This window comes from Nocardia nepalensis, assembly GCF_048910785.1.
Classification (GTDB): Bacteria; Actinomycetota; Actinomycetes; order Mycobacteriales; family Mycobacteriaceae; genus Nocardia; species Nocardia nepalensis.
Window position 1 is genome coordinate 11,318 of sequence record NZ_JBKBET010000012.1, and the last position, 26,299, is coordinate 37,616.

At 66.1% G+C, this 26,299-nt stretch carries 22 protein-coding genes and 1 pseudogene; 13 read left to right on the plus strand and 10 right to left on the minus strand.

Annotation, left to right across the window (positions count from 1 at the left end; genetic code table 11):
• Positions 1 to 26: 26 nt before the first annotated feature.
• Genes ACHQ4I_RS09095 through ACHQ4I_RS09120 form a run of 6 tightly spaced genes read right to left on the minus strand, consistent with a single transcriptional unit; the run spans position 27 to position 5,103 of the window.
• A complete protein-coding gene (locus ACHQ4I_RS09095) occupies positions 27 to 395 on the minus strand; it encodes a hypothetical protein (protein WP_420771252.1) in 369 nt (122 codons plus the stop codon).
• The gene (locus ACHQ4I_RS09100; protein ID WP_420771253.1) at positions 388 to 1,053 is read right to left on the minus strand and encodes a hypothetical protein; all 666 of its coding nucleotides are present in this window, start codon (positions 1,051 to 1,053) and stop codon (positions 388 to 390) included. The genes ACHQ4I_RS09095 and ACHQ4I_RS09100 overlap by 8 nt, the downstream gene beginning before the upstream one ends.
• Complete coding sequence (locus ACHQ4I_RS09105; RefSeq protein WP_420771254.1) at positions 1,050 to 1,409, minus strand: hypothetical protein; 360 nt, start codon at positions 1,407 to 1,409, stop codon at positions 1,050 to 1,052. The genes ACHQ4I_RS09100 and ACHQ4I_RS09105 overlap by 4 nt, the downstream gene beginning before the upstream one ends.
• On the minus strand, positions 1,406 to 2,908 hold the full coding sequence (locus tag ACHQ4I_RS09110; protein ID WP_420771255.1) for a PPE domain-containing protein: 1,503 nt from the start codon (positions 2,906 to 2,908) through the stop codon (positions 1,406 to 1,408). The genes ACHQ4I_RS09105 and ACHQ4I_RS09110 overlap by 4 nt, the downstream gene beginning before the upstream one ends.
• Positions 2,909 to 2,938: 30 nt before the next feature.
• On the minus strand, positions 2,939 to 4,588 hold the full coding sequence (locus tag ACHQ4I_RS09115; RefSeq protein ID WP_420771256.1) for a DUF4200 domain-containing protein: 1,650 nt from the start codon (positions 4,586 to 4,588) through the stop codon (positions 2,939 to 2,941).
• 8 nt (positions 4,589 to 4,596) lie between these two features.
• Positions 4,597 to 5,103, minus strand: coding sequence for a hypothetical protein (locus ACHQ4I_RS09120; RefSeq protein WP_420771257.1), 507 nt, complete (start codon positions 5,101 to 5,103; stop codon positions 4,597 to 4,599).
• A 727-nt stretch (positions 5,104 to 5,830) separates the two neighbouring features.
• On the opposite strand from ACHQ4I_RS09120, the gene ACHQ4I_RS09125 reads away from it, so the two are divergent.
• The gene (locus tag ACHQ4I_RS09125; RefSeq protein ID WP_420771258.1) at positions 5,831 to 6,865 is read left to right on the plus strand and encodes a C40 family peptidase; all 1,035 of its coding nucleotides are present in this window, start codon (positions 5,831 to 5,833) and stop codon (positions 6,863 to 6,865) included.
• A gap of 5 nt (positions 6,866 to 6,870) precedes the next feature.
• Here ACHQ4I_RS09125 and ACHQ4I_RS09130 read toward each other — a convergent pair whose 3' ends face one another.
• The gene (locus ACHQ4I_RS09130) at positions 6,871 to 8,109 is read right to left on the minus strand and encodes a transglycosylase SLT domain-containing protein (protein ID WP_420771259.1); all 1,239 of its coding nucleotides are present in this window, start codon (positions 8,107 to 8,109) and stop codon (positions 6,871 to 6,873) included.
• A complete protein-coding gene (locus tag ACHQ4I_RS09135; RefSeq protein WP_420771260.1) occupies positions 8,109 to 9,152 on the minus strand; it encodes a DUF4226 domain-containing protein in 1,044 nt (347 codons plus the stop codon). Before ACHQ4I_RS09135 ends, ACHQ4I_RS09130 begins: the two co-directional genes overlap by 1 nt.
• 727 nt (positions 9,153 to 9,879) lie before the next feature.
• Here ACHQ4I_RS09135 and ACHQ4I_RS09140 point away from each other — a divergent pair.
• The 9 genes from ACHQ4I_RS09140 to ACHQ4I_RS09180 are packed head-to-tail and all read left to right on the plus strand — an operon-like array spanning position 9,880 to position 18,341.
• Positions 9,880 to 10,386, plus strand: coding sequence for a hypothetical protein (locus ACHQ4I_RS09140; RefSeq protein WP_420771257.1), 507 nt, complete (start codon positions 9,880 to 9,882; stop codon positions 10,384 to 10,386).
• A gap of 8 nt (positions 10,387 to 10,394) precedes the next feature.
• Positions 10,395 to 12,044, plus strand: coding sequence for a DUF4200 domain-containing protein (locus ACHQ4I_RS09145; protein WP_420771256.1), 1,650 nt, complete (start codon positions 10,395 to 10,397; stop codon positions 12,042 to 12,044).
• Between the two features lie 30 nt (positions 12,045 to 12,074).
• Positions 12,075 to 13,577, plus strand: a complete 1,503-nt coding sequence (locus tag ACHQ4I_RS09150; RefSeq protein ID WP_420771255.1) for a PPE domain-containing protein — start codon at positions 12,075 to 12,077, stop codon at positions 13,575 to 13,577.
• Entirely contained in the window at positions 13,574 to 13,933 is a 360-nt protein-coding gene (locus ACHQ4I_RS09155; RefSeq protein WP_420771254.1) for a hypothetical protein, read from the plus strand. The genes ACHQ4I_RS09150 and ACHQ4I_RS09155 overlap by 4 nt, the downstream gene beginning before the upstream one ends.
• Complete coding sequence (locus tag ACHQ4I_RS09160) at positions 13,930 to 14,595, plus strand: hypothetical protein (protein WP_420771253.1); 666 nt, start codon at positions 13,930 to 13,932, stop codon at positions 14,593 to 14,595. The genes ACHQ4I_RS09155 and ACHQ4I_RS09160 overlap by 4 nt, the downstream gene beginning before the upstream one ends.
• A complete protein-coding gene (locus ACHQ4I_RS09165; RefSeq protein ID WP_420771252.1) occupies positions 14,588 to 14,956 on the plus strand; it encodes a hypothetical protein in 369 nt (122 codons plus the stop codon). The genes ACHQ4I_RS09160 and ACHQ4I_RS09165 overlap by 8 nt, the downstream gene beginning before the upstream one ends.
• Before the next feature lie 38 nt (positions 14,957 to 14,994).
• Positions 14,995 to 15,312, plus strand: a complete 318-nt coding sequence (locus tag ACHQ4I_RS09170; protein ID WP_420771251.1) for a hypothetical protein — start codon at positions 14,995 to 14,997, stop codon at positions 15,310 to 15,312.
• 7 nt (positions 15,313 to 15,319) lie between these two features.
• Complete coding sequence (locus tag ACHQ4I_RS09175) at positions 15,320 to 17,857, plus strand: hypothetical protein (protein WP_420771250.1); 2,538 nt, start codon at positions 15,320 to 15,322, stop codon at positions 17,855 to 17,857.
• A 13-nt stretch (positions 17,858 to 17,870) separates the two neighbouring features.
• A complete protein-coding gene (locus ACHQ4I_RS09180) occupies positions 17,871 to 18,341 on the plus strand; it encodes a YbaB/EbfC family nucleoid-associated protein (RefSeq protein ID WP_420771249.1) in 471 nt (156 codons plus the stop codon).
• On the opposite strand, the gene ACHQ4I_RS09185 is transcribed toward ACHQ4I_RS09180, so the two are convergent.
• Positions 18,338 to 18,469, minus strand: coding sequence for a hypothetical protein (locus tag ACHQ4I_RS09185; RefSeq protein WP_420771248.1), 132 nt, complete (start codon positions 18,467 to 18,469; stop codon positions 18,338 to 18,340). The genes ACHQ4I_RS09180 and ACHQ4I_RS09185 overlap by 4 nt on opposite strands.
• Positions 18,470 to 18,576: 107 nt before the next feature.
• On the opposite strand from ACHQ4I_RS09185, the gene ACHQ4I_RS09190 reads away from it, so the two are divergent.
• The 3 genes from ACHQ4I_RS09190 (at position 18,577) to ACHQ4I_RS09200 (ending at position 24,804) form a co-directional block, all read left to right on the plus strand.
• The gene (locus ACHQ4I_RS09190; RefSeq protein WP_420771247.1) at positions 18,577 to 20,475 is read left to right on the plus strand and encodes a type VII secretion target; all 1,899 of its coding nucleotides are present in this window, start codon (positions 18,577 to 18,579) and stop codon (positions 20,473 to 20,475) included.
• 97 nt (positions 20,476 to 20,572) lie between these two features.
• A complete protein-coding gene (locus tag ACHQ4I_RS09195; protein ID WP_420771246.1) occupies positions 20,573 to 22,477 on the plus strand; it encodes a type VII secretion target in 1,905 nt (634 codons plus the stop codon).
• A gap of 8 nt (positions 22,478 to 22,485) precedes the next feature.
• Complete coding sequence (locus ACHQ4I_RS09200; protein ID WP_420771245.1) at positions 22,486 to 24,804, plus strand: hypothetical protein; 2,319 nt, start codon at positions 22,486 to 22,488, stop codon at positions 24,802 to 24,804.
• A gap of 343 nt (positions 24,805 to 25,147) precedes the next feature.
• Here the strand turns inward: ACHQ4I_RS09200 and ACHQ4I_RS09205 are convergent.
• Positions 25,148 to 26,299 (minus strand): annotated as a pseudogene (locus tag ACHQ4I_RS09205) (hypothetical protein); the annotation flags it as partial.

Here is a 26,299-nt window from a genome sequence, read left to right on the forward strand (position 1 = left end):
GTTCCGAAGATGTGCGGGGTGTGGCGTCAGGAATTCCGACCGAATTCGGTTTCTTCCATGACCCGATAGGACGCTTCGGTGGGCAGATCGAACGAATCGATGGTGTACGGACGAGTGCCGTTGTGCTCCATCTCGGCACGCAGTCCAACTCGCGACTTCAGATGCGCCAGGCGGGCCAGGCGAACGATCTCGGCCGCCAGCCAGGTATCGCCGTTATCGCGGGCGTCATCGGTGATGTGCAGGCCGACGACCTCACCGGAACGATCGCAGGCCACACCCACGGAGTGGTCCGGGTTGAACACCTCGTAGAGCATCTTGCGCCAGTCCGGGCCCGCCTCGCGGTCCTCGGCATCGAAGTCGTCCACGTCGGTCGAGTGCATATCTGTCCTAGTCATCCGATTCCTCCAGCCGCGCGGAAAGTACGGTCCACACGGCATCGTCGATGCTCAATACCTGGCGCAACTGCCAGAACCGGGCGCCCAGATACATCTCACCGGTGCCGTCCGGCGCGATATCGAGATGATCGGGTCCTTCCACGGTCGGGTTGAGGGTGACGGTGGTGACCGGCGGACGCTGGTCATCGACATTCAGCACCGTCGCGCCGCCGCCCGGAATGAACTGATGCCGACAGCGCGGACTTGTCGCGATCGCGAGATCGCCGCTGTTGGTGCTGATGGTGACCTCCGGATTGAGCAACAGCTGTGTCGCCCAGGCCCGCGCCGCGGTTTCGGGACGGTCGGCGTTGATCGCGATGGCGTGGGTGATCGCGAGATCGACGACGAGCACCGAATCCGAAGTGGTGACACCGACGATCACCAAACGTTTGGGCGTACCGGACGGATACGGCAGATCATCGGCGGCCAGCGTGATCACATCCGATCCGACGCCGACCCCGGTCGCCGGATGCGCGCCGACGCTGCCGGTGGCGACGTCGATGGTGTAGGCGGCAATGGGATTGGGGACGCGTCCACCGACTCCGGCCAAGCGCACCAGGCCCTCATCGTGCAGCCACCGAATGGTGGCCGCGATGGTGACCTCGCCGGTCTCGGTCATACCTTCTGCTCCGATTCGGCCCCGGCCGAATCCGCCGAATCCGAATCCGCCGAATCCGGCCAGGAGTCGGTGTCCATGATGTTCTCGTACTGACGTGCCGCGTCCGCGGTGCTCTCCCGAATGGCGGCCATGATCTCGGTGACCAGATCCGGGCTCTCGAACCGGTCGACGGTCCCCGGGGCAAGGTAGAGGCCGGTCAGCTTGCCCATCGCGTCGACCTCGGGCACGACCGCGCCGCTCGGCGAGGGCCGCCGTGCGCGGATGCCGTCGATCCGCTCGCGCAGATCGGCGATCCGGTGCCTGAGGTTGCGGGCGGCGTCGAGGGCCGCCTGCACGTCGGGGTGGATATCACTCATGCGGTGCCTCCGGAATTGGTCGGTGCCTGGTGTTGGGACGGCGTCGGCGATGTGACGGTCGGGGCGATCGTCGGCCGCTCACCGATCACGGCCTCGGTGTGGGGTGTGTCGTCGACGTACATCAGGCGATCGGGATGCCAGGCCACCACACGGCTGCGGTCACTGCCGCCACCCGCGCCACCGCCCGCTCCCGGCGACATCGGCATATACGGCATGTATGGCGAGCCACCGGCCGCGGTCCCGGCGCGCGCACCGGCCGACGAGGTCTGCAGCGGTTCGATCACCGATGTCCTCGGCAGTGGGCTGGCCGCCGTGCCCGACGTCGCGACCACCGGCATCGATCCCACCCGAACCGTCGGGCTCGCGGCGGACCCGACTGCGCTGATCGGTACACCGGCACCACCTCCGCCACCGCCACCGAAGCCGCCGGCCCCACCCGGATAGCCGTAATCGCCACCGAGGTCTTCGAGCATCCCCGGGTCGATCTCCAGGTCGTCTCCGGAGTCGGATTTCGCCGAGGACAGACCGGTGGCGCCCGAGGCCAACGCGCTCATCAACGCGGGCAGCATCTGCATCATCGCGCTGGAGTCGCCGCTGTTGCCGGAGCCGGAACCGGAGCCGGAATCCGAACCCGAGCCGGAATCGTCGCCGGAGCCGGAGCCCGAACCGGTCTTCGAGTTGACGGCGGCGGTGTAGCCGGTGATCGCCTCGAGTGAGCGCGCGTTCTGTTCCTGAAACTTGGCCAGCGCCTTGGTTATCGCGAGTTCGTTCTTGGACCGCATCGCCTGGATGAGCTCCTTGCGCGCGGCGATGATCTCCTCCGGCGTGGGATGTTTGGCCTTCACCTCTTGGAATGCGTTGTGGTAGGTGTCGATGCCGTCGGCCAAGTTCCCGAAGCCGGTGCCGAGCTGATCGAGCCAGCCGCGATGCTGGCCGAGTTTGTCGGCCGCCGCGCTGCCGACCGGTGTCCAGCTCTGCATCGTCATCCCGGCCTGATCGAGACCGGCGGCAGCCTGGATATGGGAATCGGCGAGAAATTTGCGGACCGAATTCGCGAATCCGGCGGCCGGGCCCGGCCCCGGCCCGGTGCGCAGCTGATACGCGAAGTCCAACGGATCGACCGAACCACCCGGCGTGGGCAACGAGAAATTCGGCAGCTGTCGCGGGCCGAACAGTTGCATATCAGGCACCGGATTGTTGGCCAGCTCCGCACCCGAACCGTTGATCGCGCGCGCGCCTTCGTCATCGGCCTTGCTGTAATCGACTGCCGCGGAGCCGATGTGGTGCGCGGTCCGCTGTATCTCATTCAGCAGGCCGAGCGTTCCATTGATCAGATTCGCCGCGTCCGCGTTGAGCTGGGGTACCCGCTGCGCGGAGATCGGATCGGTGCCCGCGGGCACCACCCAGCCCTTCGGCAGCGCCGCCCCGGTGCCGCGCGCCAACTCGGCGAGCGCCCCTGCCGCACGGACGAGCTCACCCAAATCGACATTCAGCACCACGACTGCCTCCTCTCAACCACCGCACCCCGATCACGCGGGCGCCGCGACCACCGCCGCCGCCGTGGCGGACGGATCCGTGGCGTGGATCTCGGGCGCCGCGTTCTTGTCGCCCGATTCGGCCATTTCGGTGCCCTTCGGACGCGCGAATCCGGAGAATTTTCCGAAACTACCTGCGCTGTCGGACATTTCGGTTTCGGTCGTGACCGGTACCAATGCTCCGTTGACGATGGCTTCCAGCGTTTCGCCCTCTCCGGGACCGAAGACGACCAGGAGCGCGGTCCGACCCTCCCAGATGCCGACGTCGCCGGTCTTCAGCTCCATAGGATTGACCCTGGCTCCGATGTCCTTCTTATCGGCCCACTTCGACGTCGTCTTCGCGTACGCGGCCTGCGCATCGGTGCCGCTGGCATTATCGAATGCGGCATCGAGGCCCTGGGCGACGTTCGCGGGCACCTTCCGGGTGCGTCCGTCGGGGAGCGTGTAGACGACGGTTCCATCGGCATCTGTCGCACGAGCGGGCGCGCCGACCGGCTGGGTCGAGGACGCCTGCTGCGGCGGTGCGGTATTCGCCGGAGCCGCCGGTGCGGCGGCGGCGGCGTTCGCGGGCTGGGCCGCCGCGGTTTGGGCGGCGACCCCCGGCATGACCCCGCCGGGGTACTGCTCGTAGCGGTTCGGGTCGATATCTTCGCGCCGGTTGTTCAGATCTTCGTCGGCCGCATTCCGCTGCATGGCCTGCGACATCATCAGCGGCAGCATCTGATCCGCCAAATTGCTGCCCATGTTGGCGCCCGCCGAACCCGTATCCACGTTCGGGACGCTCGGTGTATTCGACGATCCTGCTCCGGTGCCGGCATTCGTCAGCCTGTCGAGGGTACTCTGCAACCTGTCGTTGGCGCCGCTGGTGCCGGAATTGGAATCGGATCCGCCGAGTCCGTTGTCCTTATTACCGAGACCGGTGCCGTCGCCCGGATCGATGGGTGGCGGAGTGTAGTTGTTATTTTGGCCGGGGTCGTTGTTGTTGTATCTGTTCGGATCGATATCGCTCGGATCCGGTGAGGGCTGCTCCCCGTTCCCCTTCTTCGCGGCTTCGTAAAGATCCTTGTACTTCTTGAGCTCGGCGGTGAGAGTCTTTACCTGCTCGGCCAGGTCGTCGATCTCCTTGCCCTTCCCCTGCTGGTCCTCCGAAGCCTTGTTCATCGCTTTCTGGGCTTTCAACAATAACTCATCGGAGTATTTCAGGATGTGCTCGTCTTCGGTCATATCGTCCGGGGGAGGAGTCCCGGCCTGGTCACCGAAATCGCGGATCACGTCACCCTGCACACCCTGCCCCTCTTCGCGCAGCTTGTCGGAATCCGCGACCTTCTTGTTCTTCTGCACATCGAGCTTCTGCAAGTCATCGAAGGTCTTGCTGAGATGGTTCCTGACTTTCAAATAGTTGTCGAACAGCTTCGACGCCCCGGCGCCGCCCGGGGTGACGACCTGCGGTACCGCCCCCACCTCGGGTGGCGGTTTCGTGGCTCCCTTACCGTAAGCCTGCCATTTCATCCTCATAATCCCCTTGAGACCATCTTTGGTATCGAGATCCAAATAATTCTCGATTACCGGGGAAATGAACAGCCGCTCCTTCGGCCAATTGTCGGCCCACTGGTTCGGGATGATCAACGGTGGCATTTCACTCATGCGGGCGCCTAGGTAGCCATCGACTCTGGCGTCTTGGTCGACTTCGACGAATCTTGCGTAGTCGACTCAGACGAATCCACGTACCTCATAGTCGATGGATCAGATCCGCGATATTCCTGGCCCGCTGGGCGCGTGGGGAGGACCTTAGGAATTTTCTGCTTCTCGTGGTTGCTACTGCCCGTGAAGCCGCTCATGATCGCCGCGCCTATGCCGCCGGTGATCGCGGTAAACAAAGGGCGTACGGCAGGACCGGCAATCATCGAGCGCACAGCGTTACCGGCAAGCCCGACGCCGGCGAACCCGAGAGCACCGTCGAAAGCGGCGGCCTTGAACGCTTCGCCCCAGCTGCCGGTGTCGACCCCGGTCCAGATGCCGCCCACCAACGCGGCACCGATTGCACCACCGATCATCGTCCCGGCACCGGGGACAACCGAGCCGATGGCTGCGCCCACGAAACCGCCGACACCGACGGCTAGGTTCTTGCCGAGCTCGCTCCATGAGAAGCCCCATCCCATGAGATCACCTACCTGACGCTAGGGCGAGCGACGACCGGCCGACTCGACTGCCGCTCGGATCGACGCCGATGGTCGATCCGCACGGTGAGATTTGTTTCCGACCAGCCCATTGTCGATGATTCCCAGCAATGGGAACTGCGCTGCGAGCCGCACCGGTCAGGATTATCTACGGAAGACATACGTTGACGTGCGCGAATCGCCGTCGCCAGCAAGATGTCCCACGACCGGTGCGCGATGTAGGGAGGACACACCGGATGACCTGCCACCACCTGCGGTTCGAGCGCACCACGGCGCATATCGCCGGAGTGCGCCGCATGCCGGATGGTGCGTCGTGACGAGTCCGGTCGAGGTACAAGTCGATGACGGCGTCGGTGCTGGTGAGGCGCAAGGGGATTCGTCCGCCCCGGTGACGCCGTGGTCGGGTAAGGAGCCGCGGCGACGGGGTAACGGTTCGCGGGCGCCCGGTACACCGGGGCAGAACGGCTCCGGGCAGCCGAGTCCGCCAGGCCAGAACGGCTCCGGGCAGAATGGGTCTACACCAGGTGCGAATCCTGGTGGTGGGTCATCGAATTCGGGTACCGGCCAAGGCGGGACCGCGCCGGGTGCGCCTGGTGCGACACCTCCTGCGGCGGCGGTCCCACAGGGTCAGGTCCTGCCCGCGCCGAACGCCCCGACCGGGCGGTCGGCGCCTGCGCCGGCGGCGGCGCCGCCCGAGCATGGTTCGGGGTTGGATACCGATGCGTTGGCCTCGGCGATTCCGGCCGGGGCGATGGCGTTGGGAATGCTGCCGATGATGATCGCCTCGGCGTTGTCCGGACTCGGTGGCGGTGGTGGCAGCGGGAAGGGGTCGGGCTCGAGCACCGGCAACAATGACACCGGCACCTCGAGCGGGTTGTCACCCGAGGCCGAGGAAGCGCTCAAAACGCTGGACCTTTTGGCGGCGGTCTACGGTGACGGTGAGACCACCGACCCGCAAGTCAAAGAGCTGCGTAAAGAGTTGGGTGTCAACGGATCCGGATCCGGCGCCACCGCGGGATCGATCAAGGCCAGACAGTTGTGGCAGGCCAACGCCGCGACCGCGTTCAACAACCTCGACAACCAACTCGCCACCTACGTCATCGGTTTGGCCGGTAACCACAAAGTCGATAAGAAAGCCGTCGCCGCGCTCATCCGCGAGGTCAACGTCGCCCTCGCCGAACTCGGCCCCCAGGCCTACACCAAGGCCGGACAAGAAAAAGTCCACCAAATCCTCACCATCGCACTGCAAAAAGCCGCCAGCATCGTCAACGGCACCAACACCAACGCCAAAGACACCGCCAACGCCATCAACCGCCTCACCGGCCAATACCTCTACAACCTCAACGGACAGCAATACCCCGGCGGCACCGGAACAACCGGGGCGAGCGGGGCCGCACAGGCCGCGGTCGCCGCCGCGCTCACCAAACTCGGCCTGCCGTACCTGTGGGGCGGGACAGGTCCCAACGCCTACGACTGCTCGGGACTCATGCAATACGCGGCTGCCAAGGCGGGTGTGAAGATTCCGCGCGTCGCCGCGGATCAGTATCGAGACCTGCCGAAGGTCAATCCGGCCGATATTCGTCCCGGCGATCTGATCTTCCCGGACAGTCGGTTCAACAATGGCGATCCGCAGCACGTCATGATGTACATCGGCAACGGCCAATGTGTGGAAGCGCCGCGCACCGGTTTGAATATCCGGGTGACGTCCCTGCCGAAGAGCTACCACGCGACCCGATACGCCTAGGCTGCTCAGTAACCGACGTAGGACCCACCTTCGTGCAGGTTCGCCACGCCGGGAACATTGCTGACCGAACCGTAACGGTGGATGGCGTATCGCACACCGGCGACGATGTTGTCGACCGGATTCCAGATATCGCGATGCCCCGGAACGGAGTACGCGTTGAAGGTCGGGTCGATCGTCTGCATCAGACCCTTCGACGGAATTCCCTTGGCGGCGTTGCTATCCCAGAGATTGATCGCGTTCGGATTGCCGCCGGACTCGTGCTGGATGATGGTCGCGATGTCAGCGGCGCTGATATGCCTTGTGTCGTAACCATTTTCGCGAAGCACGCGCAGAGCCTCGTTGATCCACTGTCCCTGCTGACCAGACGGCCGAGTGCGCGGTGGACCCCCGCGCCCGACGCGGGCATCCGGGTGGCTGTTGCGCCGCGGCGCCGTCGGCCGGGCGGGCCGCGAGTTCTGCAGATATCGAGCGCCGAGGGCGGCGATCCGGTCGGCGGTGAGCGCGGCGGCCATCTGTCCCTGTCCGAGCACGGTTCCGGCGCGCTGCAATGCGTTGGTGAGCGTTGCGATCACCAACTGACGCCCGGCGGCCGAATCCGCGACGGCGCCCAGTGCGGTCAATGCCGTATTGACCTCGGCGATGATCGCGTCGATGGCCGCGCGACCCTGGATGGTGGTCTCGGCCGCGCCGCCGAGAAGTCGGCCCAGTTCGGCGTTCAGTTCCTGATGAGCGTCGCTCTGCCGGGTCCTGTTGTCGTGATCGATCGCGTAGCGCGGGCCCATCTCCCCGTCCATCACCATCGGTCCGGTGGGTCGCCCACCCGCGATCCGGGGCGGTGAATACGGCTGTCCGGTATCAGCGGTGGGATCGCCCTCGCCGTACTGGGCGGCGATCGATGCCAGTGCGCCGAGGGCGGCTGCGGCCGCCGGTGTGCTCGCGGCTACCTGCCAGGCCGTCGCGTCCGGTCGTGCGACCGGATTCGATGTGCTTGCGGAAGTGGATGATTCGGTTACCGGTCCCGCCACCGGAGCGCCGCGGGTCAGCGGTGCCTGCTGGCCCGCGGCGGCTGCGGATGGTGTACCACTCGGTGAAACCCGCGGTGCGCGTTGGCCGTTGCCGCGGGCGCGGTCGGCGGGCTTGCGGCGGGTGGTCGTAGCGGTGTTCGTGGCTCGCTGATCGACGAGCGGGTCGTCCTCGACGCTCGGATCCGGCGGACGCGGCGGTTCGCGCGTCGGCGAGGACATCAGTAACCCACGTAGTCGCGGCCGTTTCGTACCGCCTTGACACCCGGCACATTGCTCACCGATCCGTATCGATTGATGGCGTACCGCACGCCCGCCACGATGTTGTCGACCGGGTCGTAGATGTTTTTGTGCCCCGGCGCGGCCCACCGATCGAAGGTCGGGTCGATGGTCTGCATCAACCCCTTCGAGCGAGTTCCGCGCTTGGCGTTGCTGTCCCAGTTGTTCACGGCCTTCGGATTGCCGTTCGACTCGTACTTGATGATTATGTTGATGTCCCTGGGATCGATCTTGCTGATGTCGTAGCCCATCGCCTGCAGGATCTGCAGCGCCTGCTGGATCCACTGACCCACCGTGCCGCCGACGGTGCTCGCCCCGGTTGTTCCGGTGCCGCCGGGGTATTGCTGTCCGTTGAGGTTGTAGAGGTATTGGCCGGTGAGGCGGTTGATGGCGTTGGCGGTGTCTTTGGCGTTGGTGTTGGTGCCGTTGACGATGCTGGCGGCTTTTTGCAGTGCGATGGTGAGGATTTGGTGGACTTTTTCTTGTCCGGCCTTGGTGTAGGCCTGGGGGCCGAGTTCGGCGAGGGCGACGTTGACCTCGCGGATGAGCGCGGCGACGGCTTTCTTATCGACTTTGTGGTTACCGGCCAAACCGATGACGTAGGTGGCGAGTTGGTTGTCGAGGTTGTTGAACGCGGTCGCGGCGTTGGCCTGCCACAACTGTCTGGCCTTGATCGATCCCGCGGTGGCGCCGGATCCGGATCCGTTGACACCCAACTCTTTACGCAGCTCTTTGACTTGCGGGTCGGTGGTCTCACCGTCACCGTAGACCGCCGCCAAAAGGTCCAGCGTTTTGAGCGCTTCCTCGGCCTCGGGTGACAACCCGCTCGAGGTGCCGGTGTCATTGTTGCCGGTGCTCGAGCCCGACCCCTTCCCGCTGCCACCACCGCCACCGAGTCCGGACAACGCCGAGGCGATCATCATCGGCAGCATTCCCAACGCCATCGCCCCGGCCGGAATCGCCGAGGCCAACGCATCGGTATCCAACCCCGAACCATGCTCGGGCGGCGCCGCCGCCGGCGCAGGCGCCGACCGCCCGGTCGGGGCGTTCGGCGCGGGCAGGACCTGACCCTGTGGGACCGCCGCCGCAGGAGGTGTCGCACCAGGCGCACCCGGCGCGGTCCCGCCTTGGCCGGTACCCGAATTCGATGACCCACCACCAGGATTCGCACCTGGTGTAGACCCATTCTGCCCGGAGCCGTTCTGGCCTGGCGGACTCGGCTGCCCGGAGCCGTTCTGCCCCGGTGTACCGGGCGCCCGCGAACCGTTACCCCGTCGCCGCGGCTCCTTACCCGACCACGGCGTCACCGGGGCGGACGAATCCCCTTGCGCCTCACCAGCACCGACGCCGTCATCGACTTGTACCTCGACCGGACTCGTCACGACGCACCATCCGGCATGCGGCGCACTCCGGCGATATGCGCCGTGGTGCGCTCGAACCGCAGGTGGTGGCAGGTCATCCGGTGTGTCCTCCCTACATCGCGCACCGGTCGTGGGACATCTTGCTGGCGACGGCGATTCGCGCACGTCAACGTATGTCTTCCGTAGATAATCCTGACCGGTGCGGCTCGCAGCGCAGTTCCCATTGCTGGGAATCATCGACAATGGGCTGGTCGGAAACAAATCTCACCGTGCGGATCGACCATCGGCGTCGATCCGAGCGGCAGTCGAGTCGGCCGGTCGTCGCTCGCCCTAGCGTCAGGTAGGTGATCTCATGGGATGGGGCTTCTCATGGAGCGAGCTCGGCAAGAACCTAGCCGTCGGTGTCGGCGGTTTCGTGGGCGCAGCCATCGGCTCGGTTGTCCCCGGTGCCGGGACGATGATCGGTGGTGCAATCGGTGCCGCGTTGGTGGGCGGCATCTGGACCGGGGTCGACACCGGCAGCTGGGGCGAAGCGTTCAAGGCCGCCGCTTTCGACGGTGCTCTCGGGTTCGCCGGCGTCGGGCTTGCCGGTAACGCTGTGCGCTCGATGATTGCCGGTCCTGCCGTACGCCCTTTGTTTACCGCGATCACCGGCGGCATAGGCGCGGCGATCATGAGCGGCTTCACGGGCAGTAGCAACCACGAGAAGCAGAAAATTCCTAAGGTCCTCCCCACGCGCCCAGCGGGCCAGGAATATCGCGGATCTGATCCATCGACTATGAGGTACGTGGATTCGTCTGAGTCGACTACGCAAGATTCGTCGAAGTCGACCAAGACGCCAGAGTCGATGGCTACCTAGGCGCCCGCATGAGTGAAATGCCACCGTTGATCATCCCGAACCAGTGGGCCGACAATTGGCCGAAGGAGCGGCTGTTCATTTCCCCGGTAATCGAGAATTATTTGGATCTCGATACCAAAGATGGTCTCAAGGGGATTATGAGGATGAAATGGCAGGCTTACGGTAAGGGAGCCACGAAACCGCCACCCGAGGTGGGGGCGGTACCGCAGGTCGTCACCCCGGGCGGCGCCGGGGCGTCGAAGCTGTTCGACAACTATTTGAAAGTCAGGAACCATCTCAGCAAGACCTTCGATGACTTGCAGAAGCTCGATGTGCAGAAGAACAAGAAGGTCGCGGATTCCGACAAGCTGCGCGAAGAGGGGCAGGGTGTGCAGGGTGACGTGATCCGCGATTTCGGTGACCAGGCCGGGACTCCTCCCCCGGACGATATGACCGAAGACGAGCACATCCTGAAATACTCCGATGAGTTATTGTTGAAAGCCCAGAAAGCGATGAACAAGGCTTCGGAGGACCAGCAGGGGAAGGGCAAGGAGATCGACGACCTGGCCGAGCAGGTAAAGACTCTCACCGCCGAGCTCAAGAAGTACAAGGATCTTTACGAAGCCGCGAAGAAGGGGAACGGGGAGCAGCCCTCACCGGATCCGAGCGATATCGATCCGAACAGATACAACAACAACGACCCCGGCCAAAATAACAACTACACTCCGCCACCCATCGATCCGGGCGACGGCACCGGTCTCGGTAATAAGGACAACGGACTCGGCGGATCCGATTCCAATTCCGGCACCAGCGGCGCCAACGACAGGTTGCAGAGTACCCTCGACAGGCTGACGAATGCCGGCACCGGAGCAGGATCGTCGAATACACCGAGCGTCCCGAACGTGGATACGGGTTCGGCGGGCGCCAACATGGGCAGCAATTTGGCGGATCAGATGCTGCCGCTGATGATGTCGCAGGCCATGCAGCGGAATGCGGCCGACGAAGATCTGAACAACCGGCGCGAAGATATCGACCCGAACCGCTACGAGCAGTACCCCGGCGGGGTCATGCCGGGGGTCGCCGCCCAAACCGCGGCGGCCCAGCCCGCGAACGCCGCCGCCGCCGCACCGGCGGCTCCGGCGAATACCGCACCGCCGCAGCAGGCGTCCTCGACCCAGCCGGTCGGCGCGCCCGCTCGTGCGACAGATGCCGATGGAACCGTCGTCTACACGCTCCCCGACGGACGCACCCGGAAGGTGCCCGCGAACGTCGCCCAGGGCCTCGATGCCGCATTCGATAATGCCAGCGGCACCGATGCGCAGGCCGCGTACGCGAAGACGACGTCGAAGTGGGCCGATAAGAAGGACATCGGAGCCAGGGTCAATCCTATGGAGCTGAAGACCGGCGACGTCGGCATCTGGGAGGGTCGGACCGCGCTCCTGGTCGTCTTCGGTCCCGGAGAGGGCGAAACGCTGGAAGCCATCGTCAACGGAGCATTGGTACCGGTCACGACCGAAACCGAAATGTCCGACAGCGCAGGTAGTTTCGGAAAATTCTCCGGATTCGCGCGTCCGAAGGGCACCGAAATGGCCGAATCGGGCGACAAGAACGCGGCGCCCGAGATCCACGCCACGGATCCGTCCGCCACGGCGGCGGCGGTGGTCGCGGCGCCCGCGTGATCGGGGTGCGGTGGTTGAGAGGAGGCAGTCGTGGTGCTGAATGTCGATTTGGGTGAGCTCGTCCGTGCGGCAGGGGCGCTCGCCGAGTTGGCGCGCGGCACCGGGGCGGCGCTGCCGAAGGGCTGGGTGGTGCCCGCGGGCACCGATCCGATCTCCGCGCAGCGGGTACCCCAGCTCAACGCGGACGCGGCGAATCTGATCAATGGAACGCTCGGCCTGCTGAATGAGATACAGCGGACCGCGCACCACATCGGCTCCGCGGCAGTCGATTACAGCAAGGCCGATGACGAAGGCGCGCGCGCGATCAACGGTTCGGGTGCGGAGCTGGCCAACAATCCGGTGCCTGATATGCAACTGTTCGGCCCGCGACAGCTGCCGAATTTCTCGTTGCCCACGCCGGGTGGTTCGGTCGATCCGTTGGACTTCGCGTATCAGCTGCGCACCGGGCCGGGGCCGGGCCCGGCCGCCGGATTCGCGAATTCGGTCCGCAAATTTCTCGCCGATTCCCATATCCAGGCTGCCGCCGGTCTCGATCAGGCCGGGATGACGATGCAGAGCTGGACACCGGTCGGCAGCGCGGCGGCCGACAAACTCGGCCAGCATCGCGGCTGGCTCGATCAGCTCGGCACCGGCTTCGGGAACTTGGCCGACGGCATCGACACCTACCACAACGCATTCCAAGAGGTGAAGGCCAAACATCCCACGCCGGAGGAGATCATCGCCGCGCGCAAGGAGCTCATCCAGGCGATGCGGTCCAAGAACGAACTCGCGATAACCAAGGCGCTGGCCAAGTTTCAGGAACAGAACGCGCGCTCACTCGAGGCGATCACCGGCTACACCGCCGCCGTCAACTCGAAGACCGGTTCGGGCTCCGGCTCCGGCGACGATTCCGGCTCGGGTTCGGATTCCGGCTCCGGTTCCGGCTCCGGCAACAGCGGCGACTCCAGCGCGATGATGCAGATGCTGCCCGCGTTGATGAGCGCGTTGGCCTCGGGCGCCACCGGTCTGTCCTCGGCGAAATCCGACTCCGGAGACGACCTGGAGATCGACCCGGGGATGCTCGAAGACCTCGGTGGCGATTACGGCTATCCGGGTGGGGCCGGCGGCTTCGGTGGCGGTGGCGGAGGTGGTGCCGGTGTACCGATCAGCGCAGTCGGGTCCGCCGCGAGCCCGACGGTTCGGGTGGGATCGATGCCGGTGGTCGCGACGTCGGGCACGGCGGCCAGCCCACTGCCGAGGACATCGGTGATCGAACCGCTGCAGACCTCGTCGGCCGGTGCGCGCGCCGGGACCGCGGCCGGTGGCTCGCCATACATGCCGTATATGCCGATGTCGCCGGGAGCGGGCGGTGGCGCGGGTGGCGGCAGTGACCGCAGCCGTGTGGTGGCCTGGCATCCCGATCGCCTGATGTACGTCGACGACACACCCCACACCGAGGCCGTGATCGGTGAGCGGCCGACGATCGCCCCGACCGTCACATCGCCGACGCCGTCCCAACACCAGGCACCGACCAATTCCGGAGGCACCGCATGAGTGATATCCACCCCGACGTGCAGGCGGCCCTCGACGCCGCCCGCAACCTCAGGCACCGGATCGCCGATCTGCGCGAGCGGATCGACGGCATCCGCGCACGGCGGCCCTCGCCGAGCGGCGCGGTCGTGCCCGAGGTCGACGCGATGGGCAAGCTGACCGGCCTCTACCTTGCCCCGGGGACCGTCGACCGGTTCGAGAGCCCGGATCTGGTCACCGAGATCATGGCCGCCATTCGGGAGAGCACCGCGGACGCGGCACGTCAGTACGAGAACATCATGGACACCGACTCCTGGCCGGATTCGGCGGATTCGGATTCGGCGGATTCGGCCGGGGCCGAATCGGAGCAGAAGGTATGACCGAGACCGGCGAGGTCACCATCGCGGCCACCATTCGGTGGCTGCACGATGAGGGCCTGGTGCGCTTGGCCGGAGTCGGTGGACGCGTCCCCAATCCCATTGCCGCCTACACCATCGACGTCGCCACCGGCAGCGTCGGCGCGCATCCGGCGACCGGGGTCGGCGTCGGATCGGATGTGATCACGCTGGCCGCCGATGATCTGCCGTATCCGTCCGGTACGCCCAAACGTTTGGTGATCGTCGGTGTCACCACTTCGGATTCGGTGCTCGTCGTCGATCTCGCGATCACCCACGCCATCGCGATCAACGCCGACCGTCCCGAAACCGCGGCGCGGGCCTGGGCGACACAGCTGTTGCTCAATCCGGAGGTCACCATCAGCACCAACAGCGGCGATCTCGCGATCGCGACAAGTCCGCGCTGTCGGCATCAGTTCATTCCGGGCGGCGGCGCGACGGTGCTGAATGTCGATGACCAGCGTCCGCCGGTCACCACCGTCACCCTCAACCCGACCGTGGAAGGACCCGATCATCTCGATATCGCGCCGGACGGCACCGGTGAGATGTATCTGGGCGCCCGGTTCTGGCAGTTGCGCCAGGTATTGAGCATCGACGATGCCGTGTGGACCGTACTTTCCGCGCGGCTGGAGGAATCGGATGACTAGGACAGATATGCACTCGACCGACGTGGACGACTTCGATGCCGAGGACCGCGAGGCGGGCCCGGACTGGCGCAAGATGCTCTACGAGGTGTTCAACCCGGACCACTCCGTGGGTGTGGCCTGCGATCGTTCCGGTGAGGTCGTCGGCCTGCACATCACCGATGACGCCCGCGATAACGGCGATACCTGGCTGGCGGCCGAGATCGTTCGCCTGGCCCGCCTGGCGCATCTGAAGTCGCGAGTTGGACTGCGTGCCGAGATGGAGCACAACGGCACTCGTCCGTACACCATCGATTCGTTCGATCTGCCCACCGAAGCGTCCTATCGGGTCATGGAAGAAACCGAATTCGGTCGGAATTCCTGACGCCACACCCCGCACATCTTCGGAACAGGAATTTCGATATGAGCAATCTGGATATGGATGCGCCGAACGACGTGATCGCGGCGGTCGGCCACTACGCCGGTACGGCTGGTGCGTTCGTCGCCAGCGTCGGGGGGACGGTCGGCGAACTGGTGCTGCCGCGGTCTCCCGAGTCGCCGCTCGATCAGGGACACGCCCAAAAGCTGGACTGGCTCAAGACCACCGTCCTGCACGCACTGGCCGCCAGCGGTCGTAAGGCCGAGTCGACCCTGGTCGATGCCAAGGAGATCGTCGACGCGATCAGCGGCGGCGATATCGCCGGTGCGCTGCAGATCGACCGATCCGCAGAATCGATCTGACCGCCGGATGCACCCGGAGCGCGAAAGTCCCTACTGGGAAGACATTGTCGGTAAGAACTGGCCGGTGATCTCACCAGGCGACTGGAACGCACTGGAGACGACGGCACGCGACGGGGCTGACGCCCTCGACCTCGACAGCCTCGACCGAGCGCGGCGCGGCTTCGAGGACACCGTGCGGGCGAGTGTCGGTCTGCAGTCCATCAAGGACCAGATGCGGGCCCAGCAATGGCATCCACGGGCTTTCGCCGACGCGCTGAACGCCGCGGCCGACACCTTCCGGGAATTCGCCGATGTGGTCCGCCGGACCAGGGACCATATTCTCAACATCGTCGAGCGGGCCACTCGCCAGATCGAGGCCGTGTCCAAGGCCGGCAACGACGACGGTCAGGACGGCGCTGACCAGGAGGATGCCGAGGAGCGCCAGGTGCGGATTCAGCGGCGAATCGACCACTTCGTCGCCGAGGCGAAGGCTGAGGTCGAGGATGTCGTGCGCAGCGCGCTGCAGAACATAAGCCCGACCGGTCTGCCCTGGCTGCAACGGATCGCCGATGAGCTGGGGCAGCCGGGTCCGTGGGAGGCCGGACCTTCCGGTGATCAAGGCGCGCCGGGCCGCAGGCACCGACCCGATGGCCATCATCCGGGCGCGCAGCACCATCCGGGCGAGCACTATCCGGGCGAGCACCGTCCCGACGCGCGGCATCCGGGAGTTCATCGTCCCGATGCGCCGCTGCCGGGTCTGCCCCCACCACTGGATCCGGATCCGCATCTGGGCCCCATGTTGCCGGAGCCGACCGGTCCGGCTCCGGTCGGAACCGAACCGGAGCATGTGCGCGATCCTCGGCCGACGCCGGGGCCGACCGTCGTGGCACCGACCGCCACAGTGCACGGACCGGCTCCTGCTTCGTCCACCGACGGCGTTGCCCCCGTGAACTATTCGCCCACCGCCACGTCGGGTGCGGGGCACGAGGCGTCGACGGCGGGGGGTTCGCCCCGCATGTCCACCGGCCACGCGTCGACCGATCCGGCCGATGGCGGTGCGACGAGCGACGCGAGTGCGCATGTGTCGAGCGCACGCGGGGCGGGTGGTTCGTCCGACACCGCGTCGCCATCGGCGCAAACCATTGCGGCCGACGCGGTCTCGGACGGTCAGTCACCGTTCGCGCCCCCGATGTTCATGGGTGGTGCTGCCGCGGCCCCGGCACCGACCGCCGCGGCGGCGGGTCCGATCTCGTCGGCATCCGCGCCCACCGGCTCGGCGGTGTCCGCACCCTCGTCGCAGACTCGCCAGCCCGTCTCGATGTCCGATGGGCGCGGTGCCGTGCCGGATTCGCGGACTCCGGTCACAGATTCGAGGTCGGCGGCGGCCGGTCCGCCGAAAGTCGTTGCGGCATCGGGCAATTCGGGTGGCACCTCGCCCACACCGCCCAAACTGCCAGTGCCGCAGCGAAATACCGAATCCGAAACGGCCCGGCCGAATACCGGTCGTGGCGATACCGGTGGCAGCGATGAGCTGATCCGCGATGCGGTCGGGGCGGCGATGTTATCGGCGGCCGCACCGGCTTTCGTGCTCGGCGAACGCGTCGATGGCGACCTGGTACTGGCACGCACCATTCTCGGCGGAGTGTTGGCGGCCGTCGGTCCGTCGACGGTGGCGTTGTCGTGGGCGGTATCGATTCTGCGCCACACCGGCGGGGTGAGCGCCTTCGTGACATCGAATGAGGGGCGCGGCTGGATTCCCGCCGGGCTCTTCCTGCCGCGCGAGATATCGACACCGTGGCAGTGGTCCGAATCCGAGGGCGCCGCATGGGAAGGCATCGCGGACCCGGCGCGGGTGTTGGTCGAATTCGGCTTGGCGTGGGGTCGCAAATCCGGTGCCCGGCTGTCGGCGCTGGCCTCCTCGCAACCGATCGACCCCGAGTTGGGTAGACAGTTGGGGGATGTGCCGATGGCGGGTGAGGTGGCGGCCTCGACCGCGATGGATCTCGGATCGCCGGGCGCGGGTCTGGTGGATCGGTTGGGTCTGGTGGCCGCGCCGCAGATGCTGGAGCGCGTCTCCGGGGTGCCCGTTGCGCAGATCTTCGGCCGCTGCAGCGAGCTGGCGTCGGATGCGCATGTGCGACTCGGGAAGTCGCAGGTGGGTGCGGCGGCATCGCTGGGCGCGCCGCAGCTGCGCGAGCGGATTCTGGTCGCGATCCGGCGTGGTACGGCGGTGGTGCAGCAGTGGTGGGACGAGCTGCGCGACGTCGATGATCTGCTCGCGGCGTCCATGCTGACGCTGCGTGCCGATGTTTCGCGAGTGGCGCTGGGGGAGTTGCGATCCGAACACTCCGACGGTCGCTCCGACGCGGCCACACTGCGATCGATGGTCTTCGAACGGCGCTGCAATGAACTGGTGTTGTTGCTCGCCGAGGAGTCGAGCCGCCAGCGCCTGCGCGATGCGATGTACGCGCACGGTCAACTGGTGGACCATCCGCTCTTCGCGCAAACCCCTCCCCCCGCGGGGGAACGGCGACGCTCTGCCATCTCCGCAGGACCGACGCAGTAGGAAGGAGATCCGCATGGACCGGTGGGAAGAAGATGGTCTGCGCTCGGCCAACCATGGACTGCGCAATCAGGTGGACCATATCCTCGACACCTTCGAACAGCATCAGACCCAGCTGAACGCCGTCCGTCGGCAGTTGGAAACCTTACGCGTGCAAGCGGGTTCACCGGACCAGCTGGTGCAGGTGACGGTGGACGCACGCGGTGTGCTCGCCGAGGTAACGCTGACCGCGGCCGCGCTGCGCCGCACCCCTGAGGACCTCGGGCGATCCATCACCGAAACCGCACAGGCGGCGGCACTGTCGGCGCAACAGCAGAGCGAGGCGCTACTCGCCCCGATCACCGCCGAATTCGATGGCGCGGCAGCGCTATCCGATATCGTCGAGGAAGCGAGCAGTCTGCGCGATATCCGGACGCGCATCGACGCGAGCAATCCGACGGCCGATCGAACCGGTGCCCAGCTCGTGGATACCGAGGCCGAAACCTAGACCGCGCGCAGCATATTCGCCGCGGCCGCAGCCTCGTACGGATCCGGCCGCCACCGGTAGCCGTAGCCACGAATATTCGTGATCAATCCGGGCCGGTCCGATTCGGTGCGCAACGCGGCCATGCGCACTTGCGAATTCCGCGACCCGCCATGCCGCCAGATCCGCTCGAGCAGTCCCCAATGATGGGAAGGATCGACAATGGGGAGGTCGGTGGAGGGAAAGGACTGAGAACGGCATGCCCCAGATGGAGATAGACCCTCAGGTGCTGCGGCAGTTGGCCCTCCAACACGACCAGGTCGCCATCGACACTCGCGCATGGTCGAAGCAGCCGGTCGACTGGCTGGCGGCGTTCCCGTCGACGTATGGCTCGATCGCGGCTCCGGTTCACGAGGCGCTGGTGCGGTATTACGCGGCCCGCGAGCGTGCCGGTAATGCCCTCGCCGCCGAACACGAATACACCGCGAGGTCGCTGCGCGAGTCGGCGGACGCCTACGAGGCCGCAGACCACGAGATGGCCTCGCACCTTCTCCGGGACGGGCAGGACATCAGTCACCTGCAGTCGCCGCCGCCCGGTGGTGGTCCTTCCGGCCCTCCGTCGGGTCCGAGCGGCCCTGGTCCGTTCACACCCCAGCCCGGTGGACCCGGTGGTGGTCCCGGCGGGCCCGGCGGTGGACCCACCTCCGAAACTCCGTCGATCCAAGTGGGTCCCAACGGCACGGCGCCCGATACCGCCGCCGCGGCCGCGCACGGCGGTCCGGCCGGTTCGGTGCTGCCGCCCGGTTCGACCGATGCGACGAGTTCGGCGGTCGGCAGCGGCGCCACCTCGTCTTCGACGACAGCGCCCGTCGGCAGCGGCGTAGTGCCGCCGCCCGGATCGGTGACCCCCGGTCCGTTCGGGCCCGGCCCCGGTGCCGGACCGGTGTACAGCGGGTCGTCGGACGGTCAGTCCGCGCCGCCGCCTGCTGGCCCGACGGCCGATGGGATGCCGATGCCGGTGCCGATGCAGACGCCGTTCGCGGCGGCGGTCGCCGCGAACAAGGAGAAGGAGGCCGAACCCGCCTACGTGGTCGGCGATGCGGTGAACGACGATCTGGTGCTCGCCCGGACCCTGCTGAGCAGTGTCCTGGCGGCCGCCGAATCGGCGATGGGCACCGCATGGGCGGTGGCGGTGATGCGCGGCCCAGCGGGCACGGGTGTGTTCATCACCTCGAACGAGGGCCGTGGGTGGTTGCCCGCCGGGGTCTTCCTGCCGAGGGAGGTGTCCACGCCGTGGCTATGGGATGAGCTGCTCGGCAGTGACGGCGCCGGATCGCCATGGGAAGGCGTCTCCGATCCGGCACGCGTGCTGGTGGAATTCGGGCTGTCCTGGGGACCCAAGGCCAATGCGCGGCTGTCGGCGCTGGTGTCCTCCGGACCGATCGATCCGGGCCTGCGGTCGCAGCTCAGCGATGTCGCGATGGAGGGGCTCGTCGGTCCCGCCTACGACGTCGATCTGCGCGAGTTCAATCCCGGCTCGGCCGACCGGCTCGGCCTGACCGGCTCCGTCACGGCGCTGGAACAGGTTGCGCAGGTGGCGGATTCGCAAGTGCGGGCGCGCTGCGTGGAACTGGCGGTGGATGCCGACGCGCGGGTGGGGCGGTCGGTGCAGACGCCGGTCTCCGCTACCTCGCGTCCGGTGCGGCAACAGATCCTGCGGTTGGTCGAAGCCGGACAGCCGGTCCCGCGCCAACTGTGGGACCAACTGCGCGACGCCGATGATCTGCTCGCCGCCGAAATGCTGTCCCGTCGGGTCGATGTCGGCCGGGTCGGATTGGGTGAACTGCGCCTCGACAGCGAGGTATCGGATCTGCGCGCCATGGTGTTCGAGCGCCGGTGCAACGAATTGGTCTTGCTGCTGGCGGATGAGCCGACCCGGCAGACCCTGCGCGACGCCGTCTACGCGCATGAGCAGATCGTGGAACATCCACAGTTCGTGGAGGTTCCGGCCGCCGTCTCCGCCGCGGAAGTCGACCGGCCCGCTCGCCCGGCGGTCGTCCCTGGCGCGGTCTCGGCTCCGGCCGTCACCGCCGGTCCGCCCAGTGGTGCGGTAGTCGCGCCGCCGGTTGACCTCGCACCGCGCATCACCCCGGAGTAACCGTGACGGATCGGTGAAGAAGGTACAGATTGCGCGGCCAGGCCGTCAGCGCACTCCTGGAGGTTGGAAAGGCGGAGAGGAAAGGATCGTCTGACAAATGCCGGACCGTTTGGACATGAACGCCGACGTGTTGCGTCGGTTGGCCGCCGAACAAGAGGAGGCCGCGGACCGGACCCGGCGTTGGGCCAAACGGCCCGAGGACTGGCTGAGCGGATTTCTGCACAACTACGGTTCGATTGCCGCCCCGGTGCACCGGGCGATGGAGCGCTATTACGACGCCAGGGAGCGCGCGGGCAACACGATGGCCGGGGAACACGAACGCGCGGCACGGAATTTGCGTGCGGCCGCCGCCTCGTACGAAGAGGGGGACCAACGTGGCGCCCGGCAAACCAGCCAGGTGCAATTCGGTCCAGATGTCTCCTCGCCGCCACCGGGCGGCCCTGGTCCGGCGGGGCCTGGTCCCGCGTGGCCCAGCCCGGTAGATCCGGGTCCGGCCGGACCTGCCCCCGATGGGCCCGGCCCGGCAGGTCCGGGGCCGGCGGGGCCCGGCCCGGCAGGGCCCGGACCAGTGGACTCTGGTCCGGCCGCACCGCCGCCGGATGTCCCCACTGAAGACACCCCGCCGGCTGCGGGCGTTCCGTTCATCCCCGCGGTTCCCGGCGTTCCGGCGGTCCCCGTCGTTCCGGCGCCACCGGCGTCGAATGGAAGTGTTGCGCCGCCACCCCCGGCCGCTGCGGCGGGACCTGCCGCTGCCGCCCCGCCTCGGCCGGCTGTGGTTGCGCCGGCAGTAACGGCGGCGCCGTCTCTGAGTAGTCCGCCCAGCCCTGGTGTCGGCCCGTCCGCACCGGTCAGCGCGCCGGCGACGACCACACCGCCCAGCTACAGCGGATCCTCAACCGCCGCCGCGCCGCCGATTCCACACGCAGCCCCCGAACACGCTGCCGACTCCTCACGCGTGGTGAGCGAACCGGTGAACGACGACCTGGGGATCGCGCGCACTCTCCTTGCCGCCGTGCTGGCCGCGACGGAATCGACCGTGGTCGGTGTGTCGTGGGCGGTGGCGGTACTGCGCGGCCCGTCCGGCGCGGGCGTGTTCATCACCACCAACGAGGGCCGTGGGTGGCTCCCGGCGGGACTGTTCCTGCCGAGTCAGGTGTCCACCCCATGGTTGTGGGACGAGATGCTCGACAACGGAACCGGACAGGTGTCCGCCGTCTGGGAGGGGATCGCCGATCCGGCCCGGGTGTTGGTGGAGTTCGGCCGGGTGTGGGGGCCGAGGGCCGGCGCCGCGATCACCGCGTTGGTTTCATCCGGTCCGATCGATCCGCGTCTGCGTGCCCAACTCGGCGACGTCGCGACCGAGGGCCTGATCGCCCCCGTGGGCGATATCGATCTGCGGATGCCCGATGCGGGCACTGTCGATCGGCTGGAGCTGACCGGATCCGGCGCTGACCTCGATCCCGTTGTAGCCCTGCCCGATGCGCAGTTGCGCGACCGCTGTGTGGAGTTGGCCGCTGACGCGCACATGCGCCTGGCCCGCACTGGGCCCGCTCCGGTCGAGGCGGCCGAGATGGCGCGGTTGCGGGACCGGATTCTGGCGATTGTGCAGGCCGGGCAGGAGGTGCCACCGCTGTGGTGGCACGAACTGCGTGACGCCGACGAGTTGCTCGCGGCGAGCCTGCTGACCCGCCGGGTCGACGTCGCCCACGTTGGTGTCGGCGACCTGCGCGTTGCTGACGGTGCCGATGCCCTGCGTGCTCTCGTCTTCCAACGCCGGTGCACCGAATTGGTGCTCCTGCTGGAGGGCGACACCGGCTGGCAGCAGGTGCGCGACGCGGTGTACGCACATGAGCAGGTGGTGGAGCATCCGGTGTTCGCGGCTGCACGCACGGTGGTGAGCGCGCCGGAAAGCGGTCGATATGAACGGCCCGTCGACCTGCGCCGGATCAGCGCGGAACCGAATGAACGTGTCGTATCGTCCGATATCAATCGGCAGGGGTGAGAGGTGCCATGAGCGGCGGGTATTGGCAGTACATCAATGGCAAGTGGGAACACGCCTGGCCAGATAAAAAAGGCTACTACTACATGGAGCAGCCCGATAAAATGGGGCTGTTCTATTACGACGGTAAAGAAAAAAAGCCTATACAATACTATGATCGAAAAGTCGTCGACGCGGATGGAAATCTGCATGACATCAGCAAAGACGATCCAAGGATCAGCACAGATGCCCACGTCACCAAAGAATCTTCCGGAAAGATATCTGATCAAAAGATCACTGGTTTCGATCCGCCGACGCCGAAGCCTGTCGACGAGAACAAGCTTCCTGCTGTCAAGGACCGCCCTGCCGACCACTTGCTGGCCGGGGAGAAGCTGGCTGCACCGGGATCCAAGGATGTCACCGACGGCAATGCGCGCAGTTCGATCACCAACGGTGATTACACGCTGACGCTCGACAAGGACAACAAGCTCATTCTCACCAATAAGACGAATGGCAATGAGCTGTGGGGGTATGCCGGATCCGACGCCGCAGACCTGTTGAAGAACGCGATTTACGACGTCCAGCTCGAGAAAGACGGCAGTGTCAAACTCATCGACCCCAAGACCAAAGAGGTGGTCAAGGTCCTGCGCGAGGCGGGCGACACCCCACATGCGGAGCTGATACTGCTGTACCACCCGCCCGAGGAGACGCTGAAATTGCGCAAAGCGATCGACGAAGGGCAGAAGGCACTGCAGCTGCAGGTGGACTGCTTTGCAAAGGGGCGGGCCGAATTGGCCAAGGATGTCGGGGACTGGCTGCACAATCACGGATTGGCCGACAAGGAGAACACCTCCTCCCTGACCCTGTCCTACAACGAGTCGTATCTCGATTACGACACTCGCACCAAAGTCCACTTCAAAGACCTGGACGAGAAGATTCGGTCGATCGCCAAGGATACCGAGCAGGTCAACAGCGCTGCATTCAAAAAAATAATGACCGATTACGAAGAACTCGATAGACAGCTGCGCGCGGTCGATCCCAAGACGCAAGTCGAGACCGTCCTCATCGACAGGCCGGAAGGCGTTTCGCCGTATACCTGGGCGCATGTACCGTCCGACGACAAGCATCAAACCCGCATTATTCCAGGCGTCGAGACCAGGCTGATCGACACGATCGACAAGACCGTTCAGGCGGTCGACAAAATCGTCGACGACGCGAAACAGAAAATGTCGGAAAACGAAGATGAGGCAGGCAAGGAATCGCCCGAATACAAGAAAGGTAAGGAGGCCGGGTACAAGGCTGGGTACGAGGCCGGGGTGGCCGCCGGACAGAAAAATAACAACAATAATAATAGTAATAACGACAACAACAATAATAACAACAACAGCAATGCCGAAAACAATGCGATTCCCACCGACTGGAGCGGCAGTTTCAAAGACCTGCTGACCGGCGGCGAGAAGGGCGGTGCCAACGATACGGCGGGCACCGCGCAGACCACCACAACAGGCGGATCGGCCAATCCGAATGCCGCGGCCCTGTCCATGATCAGTGCGGCGAAAGATAAAATCTTGGCAACGGCGAAACCGTCTGCCAACAGGACCAGCGGCGGATCCAGCGGCGGTGGATCCAACAGCGGTGCCGCCAACGCGAATCAGGGCAATTCGTTCGCGAGCATGATGCAGCAGATGCAGATGATGAATCTGCTGCAGAGCCTGACCAAGGACAAGAGCAAGGACCACAGTCGGGACTCCGAACACGGTTCCCGCAACCGTGACCGGTACCGGACGGGTGACGAGCGCGCGGCGCAGACCGTGCAGGCGGCGCAGGCCGCGGCCGCCAACCCGCTGTCGATGACGCAGACCGGCGTGGTCTCCGCCACGGCGACGACCCCGCCAGCCATTGTCGGGGGTGGTGCCATGGTCGATATGAGGCTGCCCGACGGTTCCAATCAGAAGGTGACCTCCTCAGTTGCCCAAGCGGTGAACCAGGAATTCAACAATCCGAACGGCAGCAACGGAAAGGCCGCATATCCGGGTAGCCAGTGGACAACGGTCGGCAGCTCGGAGCTGCACACCGGCGACGTCGTGGAGTTCACGAATAATCGGTCCGCGCTGGTGGTCATGCAAGGCCAGGAACCGCACATCATCGTCAACGGAGAGCTCGTCAAGCTCGACACCCACCAGCCGCCGAGTGGTTACGGCGCCTTCGCCGGTTTTCTCCATCCCAGCGGCGCCGACGTGAATGGCACTGGTATCCAGCAGGCGAGCACTCCCGCCGCGCCCGGGGCGGTGACGGCACCGCCGACCGCACCCGCGGCACCGCCCACCGTGGCGGCACCCGCCGCGACCTGATCGCTGCTCGCCGAGCGTAGTGATATGGCCGTCGAATGTGGCGTGGGCGACCACCATTTGACGACGCTCGGCGAAATTCTCCATTCGGCAGAAGGTATTTGGACGCGGCACTAGTAGGCATCGGCCACAGCTGATTCGCCGGGCATTAGGTGCCGGGTAGCGCCACGCGCCGCCGAACCAGGACGCTGCCATTGGCGACGAACACCGAACATGCGGATCCGGCGCCGCTGAAGGTGCGCATTGCGGATCTGGCGGAATAACAGACGCGGATGTATGAACGCACCCGCCGAGACGTGCATCGGCCCGGCCGTCCGGATAACCGGTGGCCGGGCCGATTCGACGACTATGCCTCTACAACAGCCGTATCGGACTCGTCCGTCTCTTCGGTATCGGCGACCTCTTCCGCATTCGCCGCGTTCGGAGTCGTTCCGGGTGGCCGAGTGGTCGAGCGCCGGACATTCGCGCGGGCCGGAACCACAGGTGCGTTCGATGCGGGCGCAGCCGATGCGGGCGCGTTCGGATCCGCCGGTGCGGGGGCCCCGGGGGCCGCGGGCTGTCCCGGGGCTGGTGTCGGGGCGGGACCGCCCGGCACGGGGGCGGCACCGGGCGGTGCGTCCTGCGGTGGTTGTCCGTTCTGGGGCTGCTGCCCGCCCTCGGCGGGTTTGTCTTTGTCCTTGTCCTTATCGTCGTGCTGCTGCAACAACTCTTGGGCAATCGGCGCGGCCGCCATCGCCATCATCGGCAGAATCGATGCGAGCCCCTGCACCATCGAGGCCAATCCGCCAGCGCCGGAGTCGCCCCCGCCGCCACCACCGGAGCCGCCCTTACCGGAACCGGAGTCGCCGGAATCACCGGCGAGATCCGCATTCTTGTCGGCGACGGTGGTGACCTTCTCGTAGACATCCTCCACCGCGGCGGCAATGGCTTTCATGAGTGCCACTTCCTGTGCGGGCTTCAACTTTCCGGACCCGACGGCGGCGAGTTTGATATTCAGGTCCTTGACCGTGGTCTTGATGTCGCGCAGTGTTCGATCGTTCTCGGCCGAGATCACGATCGCGGTCTTCATCACCTTTTTGTCCATGGTCAGCAGCGCGGTCTGCGTGGTCTCGACCTTGGACAGCGCCGCCTCGTACTGCTCGGCGGTCATGCTCTGGCCGAGGCTTTCGTAGATGACCGGCTTCAACAGGTCGTCCACATTGGGCGGCGGCTTGGTCGTGCCACGGCCCATAAGGTCTACCGCGGTTTGTATTTCGGCTTCGGCCATCGAGATGAAAGCCTTCAGACCGGTCGACGCGCCCGGTGGGCGGGTCAGCCGCACGGTCCAGTAGTGACCGGTCTTGGCCTCGGGGTCGGGGCTCGGTTTGGTCTTGCCGGGCGGTGTCGGGTGCGTAGGGGTGCCTGGCGGAGCTGGGTGCGCCGGCTCTGTGGGGTGCGCTGGGTCTGTGGGGTGCGCTGGGTCTGTGGGGTGCGCTGGGTCTGTGGGGTGCGCTGGGTC

Coding starts and splice junctions, on each gene's coding strand:
- ACHQ4I_RS09095 (WP_420771252.1), bottom strand. CDS start 395: ATGACTAGGACAGATATGCACTCGACCGACGTGGACGACTTCGATGCC.
- ACHQ4I_RS09100 (WP_420771253.1), bottom strand. CDS start 1,053: ATGACCGAGACCGGCGAGGTCACCATCGCGGCCACCATTCGGTGGCTG.
- ACHQ4I_RS09105 (WP_420771254.1), bottom strand. CDS start 1,409: ATGAGTGATATCCACCCCGACGTGCAGGCGGCCCTCGACGCCGCCCGC.
- ACHQ4I_RS09115 (WP_420771256.1), bottom strand. CDS start 4,588: ATGAGTGAAATGCCACCGTTGATCATCCCGAACCAGTGGGCCGACAAT.
- ACHQ4I_RS09120 (WP_420771257.1), bottom strand. CDS start 5,103: ATGGGATGGGGCTTCTCATGGAGCGAGCTCGGCAAGAACCTAGCCGTC.
- ACHQ4I_RS09130 (WP_420771259.1), bottom strand. CDS start 8,109: ATGTCCTCGCCGACGCGCGAACCGCCGCGTCCGCCGGATCCGAGCGTC.
- ACHQ4I_RS09140 (WP_420771257.1), top strand. CDS start 9,880: ATGGGATGGGGCTTCTCATGGAGCGAGCTCGGCAAGAACCTAGCCGTC.
- ACHQ4I_RS09145 (WP_420771256.1), top strand. CDS start 10,395: ATGAGTGAAATGCCACCGTTGATCATCCCGAACCAGTGGGCCGACAAT.
- ACHQ4I_RS09155 (WP_420771254.1), top strand. CDS start 13,574: ATGAGTGATATCCACCCCGACGTGCAGGCGGCCCTCGACGCCGCCCGC.
- ACHQ4I_RS09160 (WP_420771253.1), top strand. CDS start 13,930: ATGACCGAGACCGGCGAGGTCACCATCGCGGCCACCATTCGGTGGCTG.
- ACHQ4I_RS09165 (WP_420771252.1), top strand. CDS start 14,588: ATGACTAGGACAGATATGCACTCGACCGACGTGGACGACTTCGATGCC.
- ACHQ4I_RS09170 (WP_420771251.1), top strand. CDS start 14,995: ATGAGCAATCTGGATATGGATGCGCCGAACGACGTGATCGCGGCGGTC.
- ACHQ4I_RS09175 (WP_420771250.1), top strand. CDS start 15,320: ATGCACCCGGAGCGCGAAAGTCCCTACTGGGAAGACATTGTCGGTAAG.
- ACHQ4I_RS09180 (WP_420771249.1), top strand. CDS start 17,871: ATGGACCGGTGGGAAGAAGATGGTCTGCGCTCGGCCAACCATGGACTG.
- ACHQ4I_RS09190 (WP_420771247.1), top strand. CDS start 18,577: ATGCCCCAGATGGAGATAGACCCTCAGGTGCTGCGGCAGTTGGCCCTC.
- ACHQ4I_RS09195 (WP_420771246.1), top strand. CDS start 20,573: ATGCCGGACCGTTTGGACATGAACGCCGACGTGTTGCGTCGGTTGGCC.
- ACHQ4I_RS09200 (WP_420771245.1), top strand. CDS start 22,486: ATGAGCGGCGGGTATTGGCAGTACATCAATGGCAAGTGGGAACACGCC.